This is a genomic window from Streptomyces graminilatus (genome assembly GCF_001418565.1).
Lineage (GTDB): Bacteria > Actinomycetota > Actinomycetes > Streptomycetales > Streptomycetaceae > Streptomyces > Streptomyces graminilatus.
Window position 1 is genome coordinate 12,448 of sequence record NZ_LIQQ01000025.1, and the last position, 19,988, is coordinate 32,435.

At 69.2% G+C, this 19,988-nt stretch carries 13 protein-coding genes; 7 read left to right on the forward strand and 6 right to left on the reverse strand.

Annotation, left to right across the window (positions count from 1 at the left end):
- Positions 1 to 160: 160 nt before the first annotated feature.
- Positions 161 to 727, reverse strand: a complete 567-nt coding sequence (locus tag AOK08_RS02785) for a Uma2 family endonuclease (RefSeq protein ID WP_055523283.1) — start codon at positions 725 to 727, stop codon at positions 161 to 163.
- A 96-nt stretch (positions 728 to 823) separates the two neighbouring features.
- Between AOK08_RS02785 and AOK08_RS02790 the strand changes: the two genes are divergently transcribed.
- From AOK08_RS02790 to AOK08_RS02810, 5 genes are all read left to right on the forward strand, one after another.
- Complete coding sequence (locus AOK08_RS02790; protein WP_055523285.1) at positions 824 to 2,860, forward strand: thioredoxin domain-containing protein; 2,037 nt, start codon at positions 824 to 826, stop codon at positions 2,858 to 2,860.
- 231 nt (positions 2,861 to 3,091) lie between these two features.
- Positions 3,092 to 4,357 carry a glycosyltransferase gene (locus tag AOK08_RS02795; protein ID WP_055523362.1) on the forward strand — a complete coding sequence of 422 codons (1,266 nt, stop codon included), beginning with the start codon at positions 3,092 to 3,094 and terminating at the stop codon, positions 4,355 to 4,357.
- The gene (locus AOK08_RS02800) at positions 4,354 to 6,009 is read left to right on the forward strand and encodes an ArnT family glycosyltransferase (protein WP_055523287.1); all 1,656 of its coding nucleotides are present in this window, start codon (positions 4,354 to 4,356) and stop codon (positions 6,007 to 6,009) included. The genes AOK08_RS02795 and AOK08_RS02800 overlap by 4 nt, the downstream gene beginning before the upstream one ends.
- Complete coding sequence (locus AOK08_RS02805; RefSeq protein WP_055523289.1) at positions 6,006 to 7,217, forward strand: glycosyltransferase; 1,212 nt, start codon at positions 6,006 to 6,008, stop codon at positions 7,215 to 7,217. Before AOK08_RS02800 ends, AOK08_RS02805 begins: the two co-directional genes overlap by 4 nt.
- A 71-nt stretch (positions 7,218 to 7,288) precedes the next feature.
- A complete protein-coding gene (locus AOK08_RS02810) occupies positions 7,289 to 9,694 on the forward strand; it encodes a galactose oxidase family protein (RefSeq protein ID WP_198539087.1) in 2,406 nt (801 codons plus the stop codon).
- Between the two features lie 381 nt (positions 9,695 to 10,075).
- Here the strand turns inward: AOK08_RS02810 and trhA are convergent, their stop codons facing one another.
- Entirely contained in the window at positions 10,076 to 10,795 is a 720-nt protein-coding gene (gene trhA, locus AOK08_RS02815; RefSeq protein WP_055523371.1) for a PAQR family membrane homeostasis protein TrhA, read from the reverse strand.
- 339 nt (positions 10,796 to 11,134) lie between these two features.
- Here trhA and AOK08_RS02820 point away from each other — a divergent pair, with 339 nt between their 5' ends.
- Both AOK08_RS02820 and AOK08_RS02825 read left to right on the forward strand, forming a co-directional pair.
- Complete coding sequence (locus AOK08_RS02820) at positions 11,135 to 13,018, forward strand: phosphoenolpyruvate carboxykinase (GTP) (protein ID WP_422125717.1); 1,884 nt, start codon at positions 11,135 to 11,137, stop codon at positions 13,016 to 13,018.
- A 242-nt stretch (positions 13,019 to 13,260) separates the two neighbouring features.
- Complete coding sequence (locus AOK08_RS02825) at positions 13,261 to 15,285, forward strand: DUF11 domain-containing protein (protein ID WP_055523290.1); 2,025 nt, start codon at positions 13,261 to 13,263, stop codon at positions 15,283 to 15,285.
- 51 nt (positions 15,286 to 15,336) lie between these two features.
- Here AOK08_RS02825 and AOK08_RS02830 read toward each other — a convergent pair whose 3' ends face one another.
- The 4 genes from AOK08_RS02830 to AOK08_RS02845 form a co-directional block, all read right to left on the reverse strand.
- Positions 15,337 to 15,954: a hypothetical protein gene (locus AOK08_RS02830; RefSeq protein ID WP_055523374.1), complete on the reverse strand. Its 618-nt coding sequence runs from the start codon at positions 15,952 to 15,954 to the stop codon at positions 15,337 to 15,339.
- Positions 15,955 to 16,002: 48 nt separating this feature from the next.
- Positions 16,003 to 17,511: a vWA domain-containing protein gene (locus tag AOK08_RS02835; protein ID WP_241826793.1), complete on the reverse strand. Its 1,509-nt coding sequence runs from the start codon at positions 17,509 to 17,511 to the stop codon at positions 16,003 to 16,005.
- Between the two features lie 77 nt (positions 17,512 to 17,588).
- Positions 17,589 to 18,818, reverse strand: a complete 1,230-nt coding sequence (locus tag AOK08_RS02840) for a toxic anion resistance protein (RefSeq protein ID WP_055523294.1) — start codon at positions 18,816 to 18,818, stop codon at positions 17,589 to 17,591.
- Between the two features lie 15 nt (positions 18,819 to 18,833).
- Positions 18,834 to 19,919 (reverse strand): substrate-binding domain-containing protein, encoded by a 1,086-nt coding sequence (locus AOK08_RS02845; protein WP_055523296.1) that lies wholly within the window; start codon positions 19,917 to 19,919, stop codon positions 18,834 to 18,836.
- Between the last annotated feature and the right edge of the window lie 69 nt (positions 19,920 to 19,988).

Below are 19,988 nucleotides of genomic sequence, written 5' to 3' on the forward strand. Positions count from 1 at the left end.
CTTGGTCGAGTGTCCTGCGGACGGCGCATTGGTGCGAGGGGGCGTGGAGGCATGGGGCCCGATCGCCGGGCTGGTCACGCCGGTTGACACCGTTGATACGGGAGGGAGACGGGCGGCTGTCGTGATCACAGTCACCGAACGGGGAGAAAAGGACGGTTGCCTACAGGACCCCAAGATCGACCGTGACGGAGAAAGGCGCGGTGGCCTTCACCGTGCCGGTGAACATCTCGCCGTCCCGGTAAGCCTTGGTGGCGGGATCGAGAACGTAGGTGTAGATGATCGGGACCCCGGTGGCGGCCTGCTCGACCCGCCAGTAGAAGGGAATGCCGGCCTTGGCGTACTGGTCCACCTTCACGATCCGGTCAGTGGTCTCCGAACCGGGTGACACGACCTCGACGACCAGGAGTACGTGCTCGGGGCGGGTAGGCGTGAGGTCGATGGTCTCCGCCCGGTAGACGGTGACATCCGGACGGCGGTTGGTCAGGGGGACGTCCTGCAAGCGCACGTCGAAGTCCGTGTCCGCGTTCCAGTCCGGGCCCGCGGCGGCGTCCAGGGTATTGGCCAGGACCCGCGCCAGCCGGTTGTGCCGTTTGGAGGCGCTCGGGCTCACGACGACCATCCCGTCCACGATCTCGATGCCGGCGCACTGCTCCTCGGACCAGGAGTCGTACTGTTCCGCACTGATCTGCGTATGCATCCACGCGGGCGCCACCATCTCGGCGGTCATCATGTACCTCCTTCGAGGAGCCTCGACAGGTCCGGCGCTGCTGCGCCCAGCCTACTGTTCCGCGGTCGCGTCAGGCGCTGTGAGAGGCTGGGCCGTATGAACCGGTTGGCTGGTGTGACCTCGCCGTATCTGCTTCAGCATGCTGACAATCCGGTCGATTGGTGGCCGTGGGGGCCCGAGGCGTTCGAGGAAGCGAAACGGCGCGGTGTACCCATTCTGTTGTCCGTTGGTTACTCTGCGTGTCACTGGTGCCACGTCATGGCTCACGAGTCCTTCGAGGACCAGGTCACCGCCGACTATCTCAACGAGCACTTCGTCAGCGTCAAGGTCGACCGCGAGGAGCGTCCCGACGTCGACGCCGTCTACATGGAGGCCGTCCAGGCGGCGACCGGACAGGGCGGCTGGCCCATGACGGTGTTCCTCACGCCCGACGCCGAGCCCTTCTACTTCGGCACCTACTTCCCGCCCACCCCGCGCGGTGGCATGCCTTCCTTCCGGGAGGTGCTGGAGGGGGTCCGCGGCGCCTGGGCCGACCGGCGGGACGAGGTCGCCGAGGTCGCGCGGAAGATCGTACGGGACCTCGCCGGACGCGAGATCGAGTACGGCGGGTCCGAGGCACCCGGCGAGCAGGAGCAGGCGCGGGCGCTGCTCGGGCTCACCCGGGAGTACGACGCCCAGCGCGGCGGATTCGGCGGGGCGCCGAAGTTCCCGCCGTCCATGGCCCTGGAGTTCCTGCTGCGGCACGCCGCCAGGACAGGCGCCGAGGGGGCGCTGCAGATGGCCCAGGACACCTGTGAGCGCATGGCCCGGGGCGGGATCTACGACCAGCTCGGCGGCGGCTTCGCCCGGTACTCCGTGGACCGGGAGTGGGTCGTGCCCCACTTCGAGAAGATGCTGTACGACAACGCGCTGCTGTGCCGCGTGTACGCCCACCTCTGGCGTGCCACCGGTTCCGAGCCGGCCCGGCGTGTGGCCCTGGAGACCGCGGACTTCATGGTGCGTGAACTCCGCACGAACGAAGGGGGTTTCGCGTCCGCGCTCGATGCCGACAGTGATGACGGGACCGGGACCGGTAAGCACGTCGAGGGTGCCTTCTACGTGTGGACTCCGGCCCAGCTCGCCGAGGTGCTCGGCGCCGAGGACGCCGAGCTTGCCGCGCACTACTTCGGGGTCACCGTGGAGGGGACCTTCGAGGAGGGTGCCTCGGTTCTTCAACTTCCGCAGCACGAGGGTGTGTTCGACGCCGAGAAGGTCGACTCCGTGAAGCGGCGGCTGTTCGACGCCCGGGCCGCGCGGCCCGCTCCCGGGCGGGACGACAAGGTGGTCGCCGCCTGGAACGGGCTCGCGATCGCCGCGCTCGCCGAGACCGGCGCCTACTTCGAGCGGCCCGACCTCGTGGACGCCGCGCTGGCCGCCGCCGATCTCCTCGTACGGGTTCATCTGGACGACCGGGCCCACCTCGCCCGGACCAGCAAGGACGGGCAAGTCGGGGCGAACGCGGGGGTGTTGGAGGACTACGCCGATGTCGCCGAGGGGTTCCTCGCCCTTGCCTCCGTGACGGGGGAGGGGGTGTGGCTGGAGTTCGCCGGGCTGCTGCTCGACCATGTGCTCGCGCGGTTCGCCGACGCGGAGTCGGGGGCGTTGTACGACACCGCCAGCGATGCCGAGCGGCTCATCCGGCGGCCTCAGGATCCCACCGACAACGCGGTGCCCTCGGGGTGGACCGCAGCCGCGGGGGCGTTGCTCTCGTATGCCGCTCAGACCGGGGCCGAGCCTCACCGGGCCGCCGCCGAGCGGGCGTTGGGGGTGGTGAAGTCGCTCGGGCCGCGTGTGCCGCGGTTCATCGGGTGGGGGCTCGCTGTCGCGGAGGCGTTGCTCGACGGGCCCCGGGAGGTTGCCGTGGTCGGGCCGGCGATCGATGATCCGGCCACAACTGCCTTGCACCGTACGGCACTTCTGGCCACCGCTCCGGGTGCCGTGGTCGCCGTGGGGACTGCGGACAGTGAGGAGTTGCCGCTGCTCGCCGGACGGACTCTCGTCGGCGGTGAACCCACCGCTTACGTCTGCCGTAACTTCACCTGTGATGTGCCGACGACCGATCCGGAGCGGCTGCGCCTCTCGTTGGGTGGATGAACCGGGATCCAACGACGGAAAACGACGGGCCGTCAACATCCAACTCCCGTTCGTATGGCCCGATTTGGTCGCATGTTCGGATATACCCGCCTAGGTGGCGTGCCGTTCTGAAACAATCTTTTTATCTGAACAACCCTCGCGCTTCACACTTCCCCCCTAATGTCCTCTCCGGGGACGCGATAGATGTAACACGCTGTCGCGACAGGGGCTTTGGGGATCTGGGGGGATCTGTTGCTTACGTCTGTCTTCATCGCCGCCGTTTCACTGGCCTTGTTCTGGATGGCGGCCTTCACCTTGTGGTGGCAGATGCACGCCTGGCGTACGCCGGAAGTGCTCGCCTCCACCCGATTCAGCAGACCGGACGGCGGTGAGGGGCAGTCGTTCTCGCTCCTGCTGCCGGCCCGGCACGAACAGGCCGTCCTGGATCACACGATCCAGCGGCTCCTCGAGTCGAGCCACACCGACTTCGAGATCATCGTCATCGTCGGACACGACGACCCCGAGACCGCGGCGGTGGCCGAGCGGGCCGCCGAACGTGACGCGCGCGTCCGGGTCGTCGTGGACACCCACGAGAAGAAGAACAAGCCGAAGGCCATGAACACGGCCCTGCCGCACTGCCGTGGCGACATCGTCGGAGTCTTCGACGCCGAGGACCAGGTCCACCCGGAGCTGCTCTCGCACGTCGACCACGCCTTCCGGACCACGGGAGCGGACGTCGTCCAGGGCGGTGTCCAGCTCATCAACTTCCACTCCAGCTGGTACAGCCTGCGCAACTGCCTGGAGTACTTCTTCTGGTTCCGCTCGCGGCTCCATCTGCACGCGCAGAAAGGTTTCATCCCGCTCGGCGGCAACACCGTCTTCGTACGGACCGACGTGCTGCGGGACGCGGGCGGCTGGGACCCCGAGTGCCTCGCCGAGGACTGCGATCTCGGCGTGCGGCTGTCCAGCGTCGGCAAGAAGGTCGTCGTCGCCTACGACTCCGACATGGTGACCAAGGAGGAGACCCCGGGTTCGCTGATGTCGCTGCTCAAGCAGCGCACCCGCTGGAACCAGGGCTTCCTCCAGGTGTACCGGAAGCGCGACTGGAAGCAACTCCCTTCGTTCGGGCAGCGGTTGCTCGCCCGCTACACCCTGATGACGCCGTATCTCCAGGCGGTCACCGGGGTGGTGATCCCGCTCAACGTGGCTGTCGCGCTCTTCCTCGACGTGCCCGTCGGGGTCGCCTTCATCACCTTCCTGCCTGCCGTCACCGCGCTCGTCACCTTCGTCTTCGAGCTCGTCGGACTGCACGACTTCGGCAAGCAGTACGGGCTGCGGGTCAGGCCCGTCCACTATCTCAAGCTCGTCGTGGGCGGCCCCTTCTACCAGCTGCTCCTCGCCGGGGCCGCCGTTCGCGCCGTCTGGCGTGAGCAACGCGGCAGAAACGACTGGGAGTTGACCAGTCACGTCGGCGCCCACCTCAACTCCAGTGAGTCCCGAGAGGACGTTCACGCGTGACTTCCACCCTTCCCGTGGTGACCGTCAAGGTCCCCACGCAGCGGCAGCCTGCGTCCAAAACGGCCCCGGCCCCTCGCCCGCCTTTGCCGCCGAGCCGCGCAAGCCGCCTCCGATCCGCCCGCCCCGACCTGCTGACCTGCGGTCTTCTGCTCGTGGCCATCATGGTCGTGCAGGGCTGGAACATCGCCGACTATCCGACCCTCAGCGACGACGAGGGCACCTATCTCTCGCAGGCGTGGGCCGTGCAGCAGGGCAGGGGCCTCGCGCACTACACCTACTGGTACGACCATCCACCCCTCGGCTGGATCCAGATAGCCGCCCTGACCTGGATACCGTCGCTGCTCAGCCCCGACTCGATGACCGTCGGCTCGATGCGCGCCGTGATGCTGCTGGTCAGCGCCGTCAGCGCGGTCCTCGTCTACGTCCTCGGGCGCCGGCTCTCGCTGCCCCGCTGGGCCGCGGGCCTGGCCATGGCGCTGTTCGGACTCTCGCCGCTGTCGGTCGTGCTCCAGCGCGAGATCTTCCTCGACAACATCGCGGTGATGTGGGTGCTGGTCGCCTTCACCCTCGCCGCCTCCCCGAGCCGCCACCTGTGGCACCACTTCGCCGCCGGCCTCGCGGCCGCGGCGGCGGTGCTCACCAAGGAGACGATGCTCGTCATCCTGCCCGCCCTGCTGGTCACCATGTGGCGCCACGGCCACCGCGACACCCGCAAGTTCGCGCTCACCGGAGCCATCACCGCCTGCGCCCTGATCGGCTTCGCCTACCCCCTGTTCGCCCTGCTGAAGGGCGAGTTGTTCCCGGGCGGCGGGCATGTCTCACTCTTCGACGGGCTCAAGTACCAGATGACCAGGCCGGGTTCGGGTTTCATCCTCGACCCGGGCTCCGGCTCGTACGGCGTCGTGCAGTCCTGGCTCTACTACGACCGTGTCCTGCCCCTCGGCGGCCTCGCCGGCGCCCTGCTCCTCATCGTGTCCTGGCGCTGGTCGGTCACCGCCCGCGCACTGGCAGGACCAGCCCTCACCATCGGCATCCTCGCCCTGGTCGCGATGCGCCCGAACGGCTATCTGCCGGCGATGTACGTCATCCAGGCGCTGCCCTTCCTCTCCCTGGTCCTCGCCGGAGGCGTCGCGAGCGTCGCCCACGCGGTACTGCGCCGACGGCGCGCCGAAGGGGAGAGGCGGCCGTTCACCTGGGCGCGGTACGTGGTCGCGGCGGTCCTCCTCGGCGTCTCAGCCGCGTACGTCGTACCTCGCTGGTACGACGGCGACCGTACCGCCGTCACCGCCAGGGCCAACGCCCCCTACCGGGCCGCCTCGAAGTGGCTCGCGACCGAGGTCGCCGACCCCGCGAGAACCCGGGTGCTCGTCGACGACGCGCTCTGGCTCGACCTCGTGCACGCCGGGTACGAGCCCGGGCACGGCGTCATCTGGTTCTACAAGGCCGACCTCGACCCGGCCGTGACGAAGACGATGCCCAGGGGCTGGAAGGACCTGGACTACGTCGTCGCCTCTCCGACCGTACGGCGCGACGCTGTCAATCTGCCCAACGTCAGGGCAGCGATGAAGCATTCGAGCCCGGTGGCCACCTTCGGCACCGGCGACGGCCGGATCGAGATCCGCAGTATCGACGCCTCGGGAGGCGCCCGATGAGCAGCTTCGAGTTCACAGTCCCCGGCGAACTGGGCGATCCGGCCGTACGTGCCGCTGAAGTCGCCGAGCCGGGGGCGGTCACGATCGTCGTACCGACCTTCAACGAGTCCGCGAACATCGGGGAGTTGCTGCACCGGATCACCGAGTCGGTGCCGTCGCGGCTGCCCTGTGAGGTCCTCTTCGTCGACGACTCCACGGACGACACCCCCGAGGTGATAGCCGAGGCCGCGCAGGACTGCCCGTTCCCGGTCACCGTCATCCACCGCGAGGAAGCCGTGGGCGGGCTCGGCGGCGCGGTCGTCGAGGGCATCAAGGCGGCGACCTCGGACTGGATCGTCGTCATGGACGGCGACTGCCAGCATCCGCCGTCCCTCGTACCGGAGTTGGTGGCCACCGGTGAACGCGCGGGCGCCGGGCTCGTGGTCGCCTCCCGGTACATCAAGGGCGGCAGCCGGGCCGGGCTCGCGGGCAACTACCGCGTGGCCGTGTCCCGTTGCGCGACCTGGCTGACCAAGTCCCTCTTCCCGCGCAGGCTGCACGGCATCAGCGACCCGATGAGCGGGTTCTTCGCGATCCGCCGCAGCGCGGTCACCGCCGAGATCCTCCAGCCGCTCGGCTACAAGATCCTCCTCGAACTGGCCGTCCGCAGCCGCCCCCGCCAGGTCACCGAGGTCCCCTTCGTCTTCCAGGACCGCTACGCCGGCGAGTCCAAGTCCACCGCCCAGGAAGGCCTGCGCTTCCTGCGCCACCTGGTCGGCCTGCGCGCCGCCTCACCCGCCGCCCGCATGATCGGCTTCGGCCTGATCGGCGCCACCGGCTTCCTGCCCAACCTGCTCGGGCTGTACGGGCTCACCGCGGCCGGACTGCACTACGTACCGGCCGAGATCATCGCCAACCAGCTGGGCGTCGCCTGGAACTTCCTGCTCATCGAGCATCTGCTGTTCCGCGACCGCCGCCGGCACCGGAACTGGTGGGACCGCGCCGGCCGGTTCGCGCTGCTCGCCAACCTCGACCTCGTCCTGCGGCTGCCGCTGATCGCGCTGTTCGTGGACCGGTTGGGGATGGGAGCCCTGCCCGCCACCGCGCTCGCACTGGTGACGACCTTCGTCCTGCGCTTCGTCGGAACCGAAGCGCTGGTCTATCTGCCGCGCCGGGGTCACCAGGGAGCCCCCGTACGCGAAAGCGAAACAGCTAGGAGAGCCGCGTGACACTGTTCAGCCGATCGTCAGCCAGAGCCCGGGGGAGAGCTGTTTCCCGGCGGAGAACGGCACTTGTCGGGGTGGGCGCCCTGACCGCCGGTCTTCTCCTCGTCTCCCCCCAGTCCGCGTCCGCCGCCAACCTCGTCGTCAATCCGGGCTTCGAGACGGCGGGCACCGACGGGATGCCGTACTGCTGGGAGCAGTCCGGCTGGGGCGACAACGACTTCACCTTCTCCACCGTCGGCGGCGCGCACTCGGGCTCGAAGGCCATGAAGGTCGAGCTGACCCGGCGGGTGAGCGGTGACCGCAAGGCGCTGATCACCGAGGACACGACCTGTGCGCCCGTGGTGTCGGCGGGCAAGCAGTACGACCTCGGGCTCTGGTACAAGACGACCACCCCGGACGCGGGCATCACCCTGTTCCGGCACGACACGACGCTCGGCTGGCAGTACTGGGCCGACCTCAAGACCCTGGAGATGCAGGGGAGTTGGACCCAGGCCACGGTCCGCACCCCGGCCGTCCCGGCCGGCACCGACCGCATCACCTGGGGTGTCTCGGTCTACGGCACGGGCTCCGCGACCACCGACGACTTCACGATGGAGCAGGTCACCGACCCGGTCCCGCCCGCCAACTGCACCTCCACCCCCGACCAGTGCGCCAACGGCAAGTGGACGGTCCTGCCCACGCAGAACCCGGTCCGCTCCATGCACTCCGTCGTCCTCAACAACGGCAAGGTGCTGCTGATCGCGGGCTCCGGCAACAGCGAGGAACAGTTCAACGCGGGCACGTTCACCAGCGCGGTGTACAACCCGGCCAACGGCACGTACAAGGTCATCCCCACGCCGAAGGACATGTTCTGCTCCGGACACGTCCAGCTCCAGGACGGGCGCGTGCTGGTGATGAGCGGCAACAAGGCGTACCCGGTCGTGGGCGGGCACGGCTACGAGGGCTTCAAGGACTCGTACATCTTCGACCCGGTGACCGAGAAGTACAGCAAGACGAACGACCTGGTCGACGGTCACTGGTACCCGTCGGCGACCGTCCTCGGCAACGGTGACGTGATCTCCTTCGGCGGGCTGCGCGAGGACTCGACCGGGTCGGTGACGGCCGAGCTGTGGTCGGCCGCCGAGAAGCAGTGGCAGCCGCTGTGGAAGGTCAACCAGACCTGGTCGTACTGGGGTCTGTACCCGTCGATGATCCTCATGCAGGACGGCCGCCTCTTCTACACGGGCAGCCATGTCTTCGGCAACGGCACGCCCGGCACCGGGTCGGCGGTCTACGACTACGCGGCCAACACGACGACCGCGATCTCCGGGCTCCGGAACAAGGACGAGCGTGACCAGTCGGCGAGCGTGCTGCTGCCGCCCGCCCAGGACCAGCGGGTGCTGACGCTCGGCGGCGGCAACATCGACTCCAACCCGGACGCCAACCGGCTGACCGACCTCATCGACCTCAAGGCGGCCAACCCGGCGTACGTGGCCGGTCCGCCGCTGCCGCAGGGCACGGTCGACCTCGGCAACGGCCCGGTGGCCGAGACCGGCAACCAGGGCAAGATGTACGTCTCCGCCGTACTGCTGCCCGACGGGAAGGTCCTGGAGACCGGCGGCGGGCTGCACAACCGGGCCAACCCGGTCTTCGAGTCGTCGATCTACGACCCGGCGTCGAACACCTTCGACCCGGTGGCCGCCGACCCACAGGCGCGCGGCTACCACTCCTCGTCGTTCCTGCTGCCCGACGGCCGGGTGATGTCGACCGGTGACAACCCGGGCAACGGCACCTGGAACCACAACGTGTCGATCTACACCCCGCCCTACCTCCTCAAGGGCGCCCGCCCGACGATCACTTCGGTGATCGACAGCGAGTGGAAGTACGGCGACACACAGCGCATCACGGTCAACCGGCCCATCGCCAAGGCCGAGTTGATCCGCCCGGCGGCGGTCACGCACTCCTCGGACCCGAACCAGCGGTTCGTGGACCTGCCCCTGTCGGTCAATGGCAACAACATCGACCTCAATGTGACGAGCAACCCCAACCTGGCCCCGCCCGGCTGGTACATGCTCTTCGCGGTCGACGCGGGCGGCGTCCCGTCGGTGGCGAAGTGGGTCCACCTCCAGGGCCCGGCGGCACTGGCGCCGAAGGCGATGGCCATGTCCAGGCCCGTGCCCGCGGACTCCACCTCCCCGCTGACCCCCTCCGCCCACGTCCACTCCTTCGCGGACGGACTGACGGGCAAGGTCACCGGACCCGGCAGGAAGCGCGCCTCGCAGAAGGTCAGCCCGACCCTCTCGGGCTGCGACCGTCACTACGGCTCGATCAACGTCTGCGTCCCGACGGTGTTCCCGCCGCAGGTCGAGCAGACGACGGCCGCCCGCTGCGCCTGGCTCAAGGCCAACGACTACGGCCGCCTGAAGGTCAACGGCAAGGACGACCCCCTTGGCCTCGACCCGAACCGCAACGGGGTGGTCTGCGACAGGCAGGACCTGTAGAGGTACGTAGAGGTACCAGGACCTGTAGAGGTACGGAGAGGTACGGAGAGGTACGGGGTCCAGGCCCCGGCTCCCGGAGGGCGCGCCCGCGCAGGTGGGCGCGCCCTCTGCCGTGACCGCCGGGCCAGGAGGGCGTGGAGGCCGTCCGCGGCAGCAGCCGTACGCCCGTGCCCAGCACCTCACTGCCACCAGGACCGCCTGGAGACACAGAAACGACAGTAACTCTCAAAAGGGAGCGACTGCCAACCGCTGTGGATAAGTGCGCGGGCATACGAAAACGCGGACATACGAAACGCAGGCACACGAAACGCAGGCATACGAAAAAATGGCCACGGCTCGAAAGCCATGGCCATTCAGGAGGGGGCGGAGTCCGCTCAGGCGCTACCCGTGCTGGTACGCCACCATCGAGATGCCGATGTAGTGCGTGACGAAGGCCGCGAGGGTGAGGGAGTGGAACACCTCGTGGAAGCCGAACCAGCGGGGTGACGGGTTGGGGCGCTTGAGTCCGTAGATCACGCCGCCCGCGCTGTAGAGCAGCCCGCCGACGATGACCAGTACCAGGACGGCGATGCCGCCCGCGCGCATGAAGTCCGGCAGGAAGAAGACGGCCGCCCAGCCCATCGCGATGTAGCACGGGGTGTAGAGCCAGCGCGGGGCGCCGACCCACAGGACGCGGAAGGCGATGCCGGCCACGGCCGCGCCCCAGATGCCCCACAGGAGCCACTGCCCCTTGCTCGCAGGGAGCAGCAGCATCGTCAGCGGGGTGTAGGTGCCCGCGATGATCAAGAAGATATTGGCGTGATCCAGCCTGCGCAGGACGCCGTCCATGCGCGGGCTCCAGGTGCCCCGGTGGTACAGCGCGCTCACGCCGAACAGCAGGCAGGCGGTGAGGGTAAAGATTCCGCAAGCAATGCGCGCCCGGCTCGAACTGGCGAGCGCGGTGAGCACCAGACCGGAGATGAGTACGGCCGGAAACATGCCCAGATGCAGCCAGCCGCGCAGTTTGGGCTTGATCTCATCGGAATGTGGCAGCGAGAGCGCCATGGGACCGCGGCCGACTGCCGGGGAGTCCAGGGGCGCGTCTGGGGCGGACGCAGTCATGACGGGCATCGTACCTACGTAACCGTAAGTTACGCGTCAGTCCGGCGGCGGGAGGGGGTGGAAGTGGCCAGCCTCTCATGTGCGTTGGGCCTCGGGGTTGCCAGGTGAATGGGGGGTGACCCGGAGGAAACGCCCGGGCGGGCGGCGAATGAGTGGCGATGGTCACGTCGCTCAGGTGTGCAGCCCTCTGGACAGATGGGCGCTCCAGTCGGATGATCAAATGAGTGCGGTCGGCACCGGATGAGCGCCAATGATCAACAGCGTGAAGCAAACCGTGAAGCATCCGGGTCGCGGCCCCCAAGGGGCAGTCAACAGAAAACCCTCATTCAAGGAGCAATCGTGGCGCGCGACATCGCGGCTCCCGTTTCCCCTGACACCGTCCCCTCAGGCACCTTCCTCTCGGACACCGTCCCGACCAACCACAAGAAACTGGTCTCGTGGGTCAACGAGATCGCGGAACTGACACAGCCGGACAGCGTGGTCTGGTGTGACGGATCAGAGGCCGAGTACGAGCGACTGTGCGAGGAGCTCGTCCAAAAAGGCACGTTCAGGAAACTGGACCCGGTCAAGCGCCCCAATTCCTACTACGCGGCCTCCGACCCGACCGATGTCGCACGCGTCGAGGACCGCACCTTCATCTGCTCGGAGAAGGAGGAGGACGCGGGTCCGACCAACCACTGGAAGGACCCCGCCGAGATGCGGGCCATCTTTACGCGGGAAGAAGACAGTTTCGCGGGGGAGAAGGGCGTCTTCCGCGGCTCGATGAAGGGCCGGACGATGTACGTCGTCCCGTTCTGCATGGGTCCGCTGGGCTCGGACCTGTCCGCGATCGGCGTCGAGATAACGGACTCGGCGTACGTCGCCGTGTCCATGCGCACGATGACGCGCATGGGACAGCCGGTCCTCGACGAACTCGGTACCGACGGTTTCTTCGTGCGTGCTGTGCACACGCTCGGGGCGCCGCTGGCCGAGGGCGAGGCCGACGTTCCGTGGCCGTGCAACTCCACCAAGTACATCTCGCATTTCCCGGAGTCCCGCGAGATCTGGTCGTACGGCTCCGGGTACGGCGGCAACGCGCTGCTCGGCAAGAAGTGCTACGCCCTGCGCATCGCGTCCGTCATGGCGCGCGACGAGGGCTGGCTCGCCGAGCACATGCTCATCCTGAAGCTCACGCCCCCACAGGGTGAGTCGAAGTACGTCGCCGCCGCTTTCCCGTCGGCCTGCGGCAAGACGAACCTCGCGATGCTGGAGCCGACGACCCGTGGCTGGACCGTCGAGACGATCGGCGACGACATCGCGTGGATGCGCTTCGGTGAGGACGGCCGGCTCTACGCCATCAACCCGGAGGCCGGTTTCTTCGGCGTCGCGCCCGGCACGGGTGAGCACACCAACGCCAACGCGATGAAGACGCTGTGGGGCAACTCGGTCTTCACCAACGTCGCGCTGACCGACGACGGCGACGTCTGGTGGGAGGGCATGACGGAGGACACTCCGGCCCACCTGACCGACTGGAAGGGCAACGACTGGACGCCGGAGTCGGGAGTCCCGGCCGCCCATCCGAACGCCCGCTTCACCACCCCGGCCGCCCAGTGCCCGATCATCGCGCCCGAGTGGGAGGACCCCCGGGGCGTGCCGATCTCGGCGATCCTGTTCGGCGGGCGGCGCGCCACCGCCGTACCCCTCGTCACGGAGTCCTTCGACTGGAACCACGGTGTCTTCCTGGGCGCCAACGTGGCCTCCGAGAAGACGGCCGCCGCCGAGGGCAAGGTCGGCGAGCTGCGTCGCGACCCCTTCGCCATGCTGCCGTTCTGCGGCTACAACATGGGCGACTACATGGCGCACTGGATCGACGTGGCGAAGGACAAGGACCAGTCCAAGCTGCCGAAGATCTACTACGTCAACTGGTTCCGGAAGGACGACGCGGGCAAGTTCGTGTGGCCCGGGTTCGGGGAGAACAGCCGGGTCCTGAAGTGGATCGTGGACCGGCTGGACGGGAAGGCCGAGGGTGTCGAGACGCCGATCGGTGTGCTGCCCGCCAAGGGCGCGCTCGACACGGACGGTCTCGGACTCTCCGAGTCCGACCTCGACTTCCTGCTCACGGTCGACAAGGACGTGTGGCGGGAGGAGGCGGCTCTCGTCCCCGAGCACCTGAACACGTTCGGCGAGCACACCCCGAAGGAACTGTGGGACGAGTACCGGTCGCTGGTGCAGCGCCTGGGCTGAGGCCCGCACCCCCAGGGGTGACCGAAGCTCCGCGGCCGGCCGGACTTGCCCTGACCTGCGATGTCGTCATGGCCGGCCGCGGTTCACCACAGCCGGACGCCGAGCAGTCGAACTATTGAACGACCGGGTTGTCGATCGTTCGTACGATTGATCACTCGTGGTGATGGATTTCCGGCCGCCAGAGGGCGCAATACGGCCCTCCGGCGGGCGGAACGCCGCGTGTCCGGCGCGAGGCTGCCGACATGCCCACATCGCTTCTCTCGCGTCTCAGGCGCGGATCATCGTCCGTCGCGGCGGCCGCCGGCCTCGCCGTCGCGCTCGTCCTGGTCCTGCCCGGCACCGCGCTCGCCGCCCCCGGTGACCTGGATCCCACCTTCAGCGGCGACGGCAAGGTGCTCACCAGCCTCGCCGACGACGACCAGGCCCGTGACGTGGCGGTACAGCCCGACGGGAAGATCGTCTCCGTCGGCGCCTCCGCCGACAACTCGGTGACGGAGGGCCGCTTCGCGCTGACCCGCCACAACGCCGACGGCACCCCGGACCCGGCCTTCGGCGGCGCCGACGGCGACCAGCCGGGCACGGTCACGACCGCCGTCAACAACATGAACCCGGGCCTCCAGTGGAGCGAGGCCAACGCCGTGGCGCTCCAGGCCGACGGCAAGATCGTCGTGGTGGGCATGAGCTGGCGGGACTACGAGGACTGCTGCTGGTTCGTCGTGGCCCGCTACAACGCCGACGGCACCCTGGACAACACCTTCAGCGGCGACGGCAGGGTCTTCGCCGACTTCGACGCCCCGACCGAGGCCCGTGACGTGGCGATCGACGCCGGCGGCCGGATCGTCGCGGCCGGCGTCACCGGCGGCGAGATGGCGGTGCTCCGCCTCACCGCCGACGGCACCCCGGACACCACGTTCGGCGGCGACGGCACGGTCACCGCCAATCCGGCGGGGCCGAGCCTCCAGGAAGGCGGCGACGGCCGCGCGCTCGCGTTGCAGGCCGACGGGAAGATCGTCGTCGGCGGTGAGGTCGGTACGACCCGTTTCGACTTCGCCCTGATGCGGTTCAACACCAACGGCAGTGTCGACACGAGCTTCGACGGCGACGGCATCGTCCGTACCGACTTCGGCGGCTACGAGGCCGTGGAGGCCCTGGCCGTGCAGCCCGACGGCAGGATCGTCGCGGCCGGCTCCAGCGACGACCGGGCCGCGCTGGCCCGCTACAACACCAACGGCAGCCTGGACACCAGCTTCGACGGTGACGGCCAGGTCGTCACGCCCGCCGCGGGCGCCGCCGACATGGCGCTCCAGCCGGACGGGCGGATCGTCGCCGCCGGTGGCAGCGGCGGCGACTTCTCGGTCCTGCGGTACACCACCGGCGGCGGCCTGGACAGCTCCTTCGGTACGGGAGGCCGGGCGAGCGCGGACTTCGGCGGCACGGACACGGCGTACGGCGTGAAGCTCGACTCCGCCGGCCGGATCGTCACCGCCGGCGCGGGCGGACCGAACGGCGACTTCGCGCTGGCCCGCTTCCAGGGCGGCGGCACAACGCCTCCGCCTCCCACGGCCGCGGACCTGTCGGTCACCAAGACCGGCACCGGCACGGTGAGCATCGGCGACCGCGCCACGTACACCCTGACAGTCACCAACGCCCCCGGCGGTGCCACGGCGACCGGCGTCACCCTCGCCGACACGCTCAGCGGGCCCGCCGCCTCGGTCGTCTCCGCCACCACCGGCCAGGGCAGCTGCACCACCACCGCCACCGGCGCGAACTGCTCCCTGAGCATCCTCGCCCCCGGCGCGAGCGCCACGGTGACGGTCGTCGTGGAACCCCGCGCCTCCGGCACACTCAGGAACACCGCCTCGGCCGCCGCCACCCAGACCGACCCGGCCCCCGGCAACAACTCCGCCACGGCGACCACCACCGTGAACAACGCCCGGGGCTGCACGATCACCGGCACCAGCGCCTCCGAGACCCTCACCGGGACCGGCGGCAACGACGTGATCTGCGGGCTCGGCGGCAACGACATCATCCGCGCCGGAACCGGCAACGACACCGTCCACGGCAACTACGGCGACGACAACATCGACGGAGGCTCCGGCGACGACACCCTCAACGGCGGCCCGGGCAACGACACCCTGACCGGCAACACCGGCAACGACCGCCTCGTCACCTCCGACGGCGTCTCGGGCAACGACACCGCCAACGGCGGCATCGGCTTCGACACCTGCACCACCGACCCGGGCGACATCCGCATCAGCTGCCCCTGAACATCGGCCAGTTGTGCGTCAGCAACGGCGTACGTCAGTACGTTCGGTACGTCAGTCGCCGAGCCCGCCGCTGCGGGGCCCCCGCCCCTCCAGATAGCGGGTGTGGGACTCCTGGCGGCGGGCCTCGATCTCCCTGAGGCCCGCCGCCAGCGCCTCGGCCTCGTTCCGCAACACCCCGAGCTGCCGTTCGAGGTGCCGCTCCGGCGGCTCCTGCCCCGGCGTCAGCCGCGTCCACCACCGTGTCCGTACGAAGCTGTCGACCGCCTCGGGCACGTCCTGCCGCACGAGCCTCGACAGCGCGTGCACGCCCTCCGCGTCCTGGGCCAACGCCTCCGCCACCCAGCCGGGTTCCAGCAACGCGCCGACGAGCCCGGTCAGTTCGGTCACCTGCCCGGCAGCGGCGGGCGGCAGCTCCACCTGGCCCAGATACGCACCCAGCCGCTCGAAGTCCCCCCGCAGCTCGTCGAGTTGGGCGGAAAGCTGTGCGGACGGGTCCGGGAAGTCGGGCAGCGGCTGCCGCTCCGGCGGGGCGATCAGCGCGCCCGCGCCGTACAGTCCGGCGACGACGACGGGCCAGTACGGTCCCGCCACCCCGGTGAAGGTCAGGCCCAGGCCCACCAGCCCGCACGCACTCCCGGCGATGTTCTTGCGGGACTCCAGGAACCCCATCACCCCCATCACTCCCATCACCCCATCAACCCCATGGATTCCGCGAACCTACTGGTAGCCACGGATCTCCTTGAACGCGCCGTCGAGCGAGCCCTGTTGGGCGTCGAAGAGACGACCGCCGGTCAGCTCGGCGATGTGCGCCAGCTCGGCGCGGTCGGAGTCGCCGAAGAGGATGGGGAAGACGGGTATATCCCGCTGCCCGGCCGGGAGTCGCCGGTAGAAACCGTCGAACTCCGACGCCTTCGCGCCCGCCGTGTTCTCGCCGTCCGTCATCAGCACGATCGACGTGAACGTGTCGCGGTCGGCGCCCAGTTGGCGGTACGCCTTCTCCAGCGAGGTGTAGATCGCGGTGTCCCCGTCCGCGTTGAGCGCGTCGGTGTCCCGGCGGATCGCGTCGAGCCCGCTCTTCGGGTCGGCGGGGCTCACCACATGCGTCCGTACGCTCTTCACGTCAGACCCGAAGGGCATCAGGGTGACCTCCTCGCGCTGCCGGAAGTCACCGGTGAGACCGCGCAGCGCCGCCTTCAGCGCGGACAGCCGTTCACCGCCCATCGAACCCGAGGTGTCGAGGACGTACACCGTCCGTGAAGGGCGGCGCAGCTCGTTCTCGTACGCGTCGAGCAGGCCGTCTGCGACGGACCGGCTGCCGGGGAAGGGGAGTTCACGGCGCCGGGAGGTGTCGAGACCGGCGGCGGGCGGTACGGAGGCGACGACCGGGCGGCGGTGGGTGACGTCGGTGATACGGCGCTGGATCGCCGGGGTGCGCAGGGCCTCCGTGAGCCGCCGGACCTCCTCCCGGGTCGTGGCGTCGGTCGACGCGAGGGAGGTGACCGGGTAGTCGGCGGTGACGACCCCGTCGCGCGGGCGGATCACCGTGAGACCGGGGATGCCCTTGAGGACGGACTCGTAGTTGAGCAGGGCGTCCACGGTGCCGCGCCGCTCGTACGCGTCGGCCAGCCAGCCCGACGAACCGGACGTCAGCTTCTGCCCCTTGAAGAACTCCTTGAGTCGCGGGGTCGCCTTGGTCACGTCGGCGTCGGTGAGGGCGGACTGCGCCCCCGACAACCCCGAGGCGACCGAAATGAGGGTGGAGAAACCGGAGTTGGATCGCGCCGGGTCGGTCATCCCGTACGTGAGCTTCCCGTCCTGCACCGCCTCCTCGACCTGGGACCAGGTGACCTGCTCGGGCTTCCAGCCCAACTCGGCGACGGTGGCGGCCTTTACGCCGATCGCGACGGGGCTCGCCATGACGGACGTCTCGGAGACGACCTTCTTCGCCGCGTCGGGACGCAGCCGCAGATAGTCGTTGGAGGACAGCCACAGGGCGTCGTACACCCCGTCCGTCTTCCCTCCCGCCAGCATGTCCACGGCGTCCAGGGTGCCCATGTAGGTGGGCCGGACCTTGATGCCGGTGTCCTTCTCGACCCTGGCGAGTACGGGCGTCATGTCGGAGAGTTCGCTGGAGGCGAGGACCCGGAGGGTGCCGGGCTCGGGTGCGGTGGCCGGGTCCTGGGACGGCTTCTGTGCCGACGTACAGGCGGAGGCGGTGGCCGTCAGGAGGGCGACCGCGAGAACGGCGGTGGCCGCGGTGAGCCGGTGTCTCGTGTGTCTCGCGTGTCTCGTGTGCCTGGTGCTCACAACTGGCCTCCGTCCAGTGCGCCGCGTGACCGGCTGCGCTCCAAGTAGGCGCTGGCGTGCTGGAGTTCGGAGGTCAGGGACTCCACGGTCGCCGCCATCGCCTCCGTCGCCTGGACCTTGTAGGTGTCGATGGTGTCGAGGGTGCGGTAGATCTGCTGGAAGGCGTTCTTGAGGGTCTCCGCCCCGACGGCCGGGTCGGCGGCGATCCGCTGGATCTCCCCGCTCTGCGTGGCGAGCATCTCGGCGTTGCCCCGGATGAGGTCCTCGGTCGTCCCGCGCAACGCGTTGACCTGCTCGATGACCTTCTTCTGGTTGTCGAGGGCGGAGGCCAGCATCACGGAGATGCGCAGCGCCGACACGGTCGTGGTGGCCGCGCGGTCGACCCCCTTGATCAGCTCGTCGTTGTTGCGGCGTACGACGTCCATGGCGAGGTAGCCCTGTGCGCACACCGCCAGCTGGGTCAGCAGGTCCTGGTGCTTCTGCCGGACCGGGAAGAGCACGTCCGCGCGCAGGTTGTCGGCGCCCGCCGGGTCGGCCGCCTCGACGCCGCCGATGTGCCGCTCGACGGCGGAGTCCAGGGCTTCCGTCAGGACGACGTACTCCTGCAACTTGCCCATGGTCTCCCAGAGCCGGACGCGCTCGGTCTGCAACGCGGCACTGTCCCGCCGCAGTTCGTCCTGCCCACCGCGCAGCGAGCCGACAATCTTGTTCAGGGTCGCCTGCGAGGAGGCGTACTTGGCGACGTGGTCACGCAGCTTGTTGCCACCGGGCAGTCTGGACAGGAACTTCCGCCCCTTGCCGGTGGGCAGCTCGCGCGGGTCCAGGTCCTCGACGACCCGCCGGAGTTCGACGAGGGAGCCCGCGACCTGCGACTGGGCGTCGCCGCCGTTGCTCGGCAGGCTGCGCACGGCCCGCTCCAGCATGCGGTTGGACTGCGCGGCGGCGGTCCGCATCTCCCCAGCGCCGAGGCCGGTGATCTCCCCGACCCGGCCCGCGAACTCGGGCGAGCGGGCGTCGAGGGCGGCGAGTTGTCCGACGTACTCGGCGGCCTTGCGGGCCATGTCCGTACGGACACTGTCGTCGACGGGGACGAGACCGCCGGCCTTCTCGCGCGGGACGGCGGAGACGGGCTCGGGCGGGGTGAGGGTGAAGACGTCGTCACCGCTCTGGCTGCTGTTCTGGCTCGTGTTCTGGTCGGGCCATTCGCCCGGCTTCTGATAGTTCATGTGTGATCCCCCTGGTTACGACTGCCCCCGGGCCCGGAGCGCGATCTCGTGCAGCACCTTGGAGGTGGGCACGGGCGGCTGCCGGACGCCGGTCAGTGTCTGGTTGAGGTAGGCGGCGTGGGCCGCGGTGGCCGCGACGAACTCGGCGGCGTCGCCCTGCGGCCGGAACCCGTGGCGGACGGCGAGCTTGCGCAACACCGGGTCGTCGCTGAGGAGTTCACCGAGCGCGCGGCCCTCTTCGGTCAGCGGTACGACGGTGTGGTCGCTGTTGGCCGTGGTGTCCGGGTAGAGGACGGTGAGGTCACCGGCGCTCTGCCGATCACCGAGCAACGCGGCCACCTGCGACTCGTACACCATGACCAGCGGATTCCCGGCGCCGCTCACGAAGTCCCGGAACGCCGCGTCCGAGCTGGGCTGTTGGGCACCCTGCACGCTGATCAGCTTGTGCATGAGGGGCGCGGTGCGGTCGACGTCGGCCTCACTCGCGACCACCCGGCCGCCGTTGGCCACATAGCTGGTGGCGGCGAGGTAGAGGGCACCGGAGCTGGAACTCTCGGGGTCGGTGGAGGCGATGTAGAGGGTTCCGGTCAACTCCCCATACCTGTCAGCCCCCTTGAGCTGCTGCCAGGTCCGGTCCTTGCCGGCGGCGGCGAGATAGGCGGCCATCTTGAGGGTGCCCCGGTGCTGCCCTTTGTCGAGCACGGCGAGCCCATTGGCGGCGAGCACCTCGGCCGCGTTGCGGTGGGCCACGACGACGAGCGGCGAGTAGAAGGGGCGCGGCAAGGGCTGCCGTGCCTTGTACTTGGCGGCCAGTTCGTCGGCGGGCGCCTTGCTGGACGGGAAGGCGAAGTCGTACCCCTTGAGGTCGAGGCCCTCCATGGCCCACGACCCGGAGGTCTCCGTCTTCACGGTGTAGCCCTTGGTGGCCAGGGCCTTCACCACGTCGGGATCGGCGAAGAACTCGGCCTTCTCCGACCCGACAACTCCACGCACGGTCTTCGTTGCCGTGCCCTGGTCCCCGTTGTCCCGGCCCGCCAACACGGCTGCCACCACGCCGCAGATCAGCAGGACCGCGAGGACAATCCCTGCGATTCGTCTCACGCCGGGAGCGTGCTCCCGGAATCCAACGTTCCCCAACAAAACGAATGAACGGAGGGTGAACCACCGGTC

Coding starts and splice junctions, on each gene's coding strand:
- AOK08_RS02830 (WP_055523374.1), bottom strand. CDS start 15,954: ATGGGGTTCCTGGAGTCCCGCAAGAACATCGCCGGGAGTGCGTGCGGG.
- AOK08_RS02790 (WP_055523285.1), top strand. CDS start 824: ATGAACCGGTTGGCTGGTGTGACCTCGCCGTATCTGCTTCAGCATGCT.
- AOK08_RS02785 (WP_055523283.1), bottom strand. CDS start 727: ATGACCGCCGAGATGGTGGCGCCCGCGTGGATGCATACGCAGATCAGT.
- AOK08_RS02805 (WP_055523289.1), top strand. CDS start 6,006: ATGAGCAGCTTCGAGTTCACAGTCCCCGGCGAACTGGGCGATCCGGCC.
- AOK08_RS02825 (WP_055523290.1), top strand. CDS start 13,261: ATGCCCACATCGCTTCTCTCGCGTCTCAGGCGCGGATCATCGTCCGTC.
- AOK08_RS02840 (WP_055523294.1), bottom strand. CDS start 18,818: ATGAACTATCAGAAGCCGGGCGAATGGCCCGACCAGAACACGAGCCAG.
- trhA (WP_055523371.1), bottom strand. CDS start 10,795: ATGACTGCGTCCGCCCCAGACGCGCCCCTGGACTCCCCGGCAGTCGGC.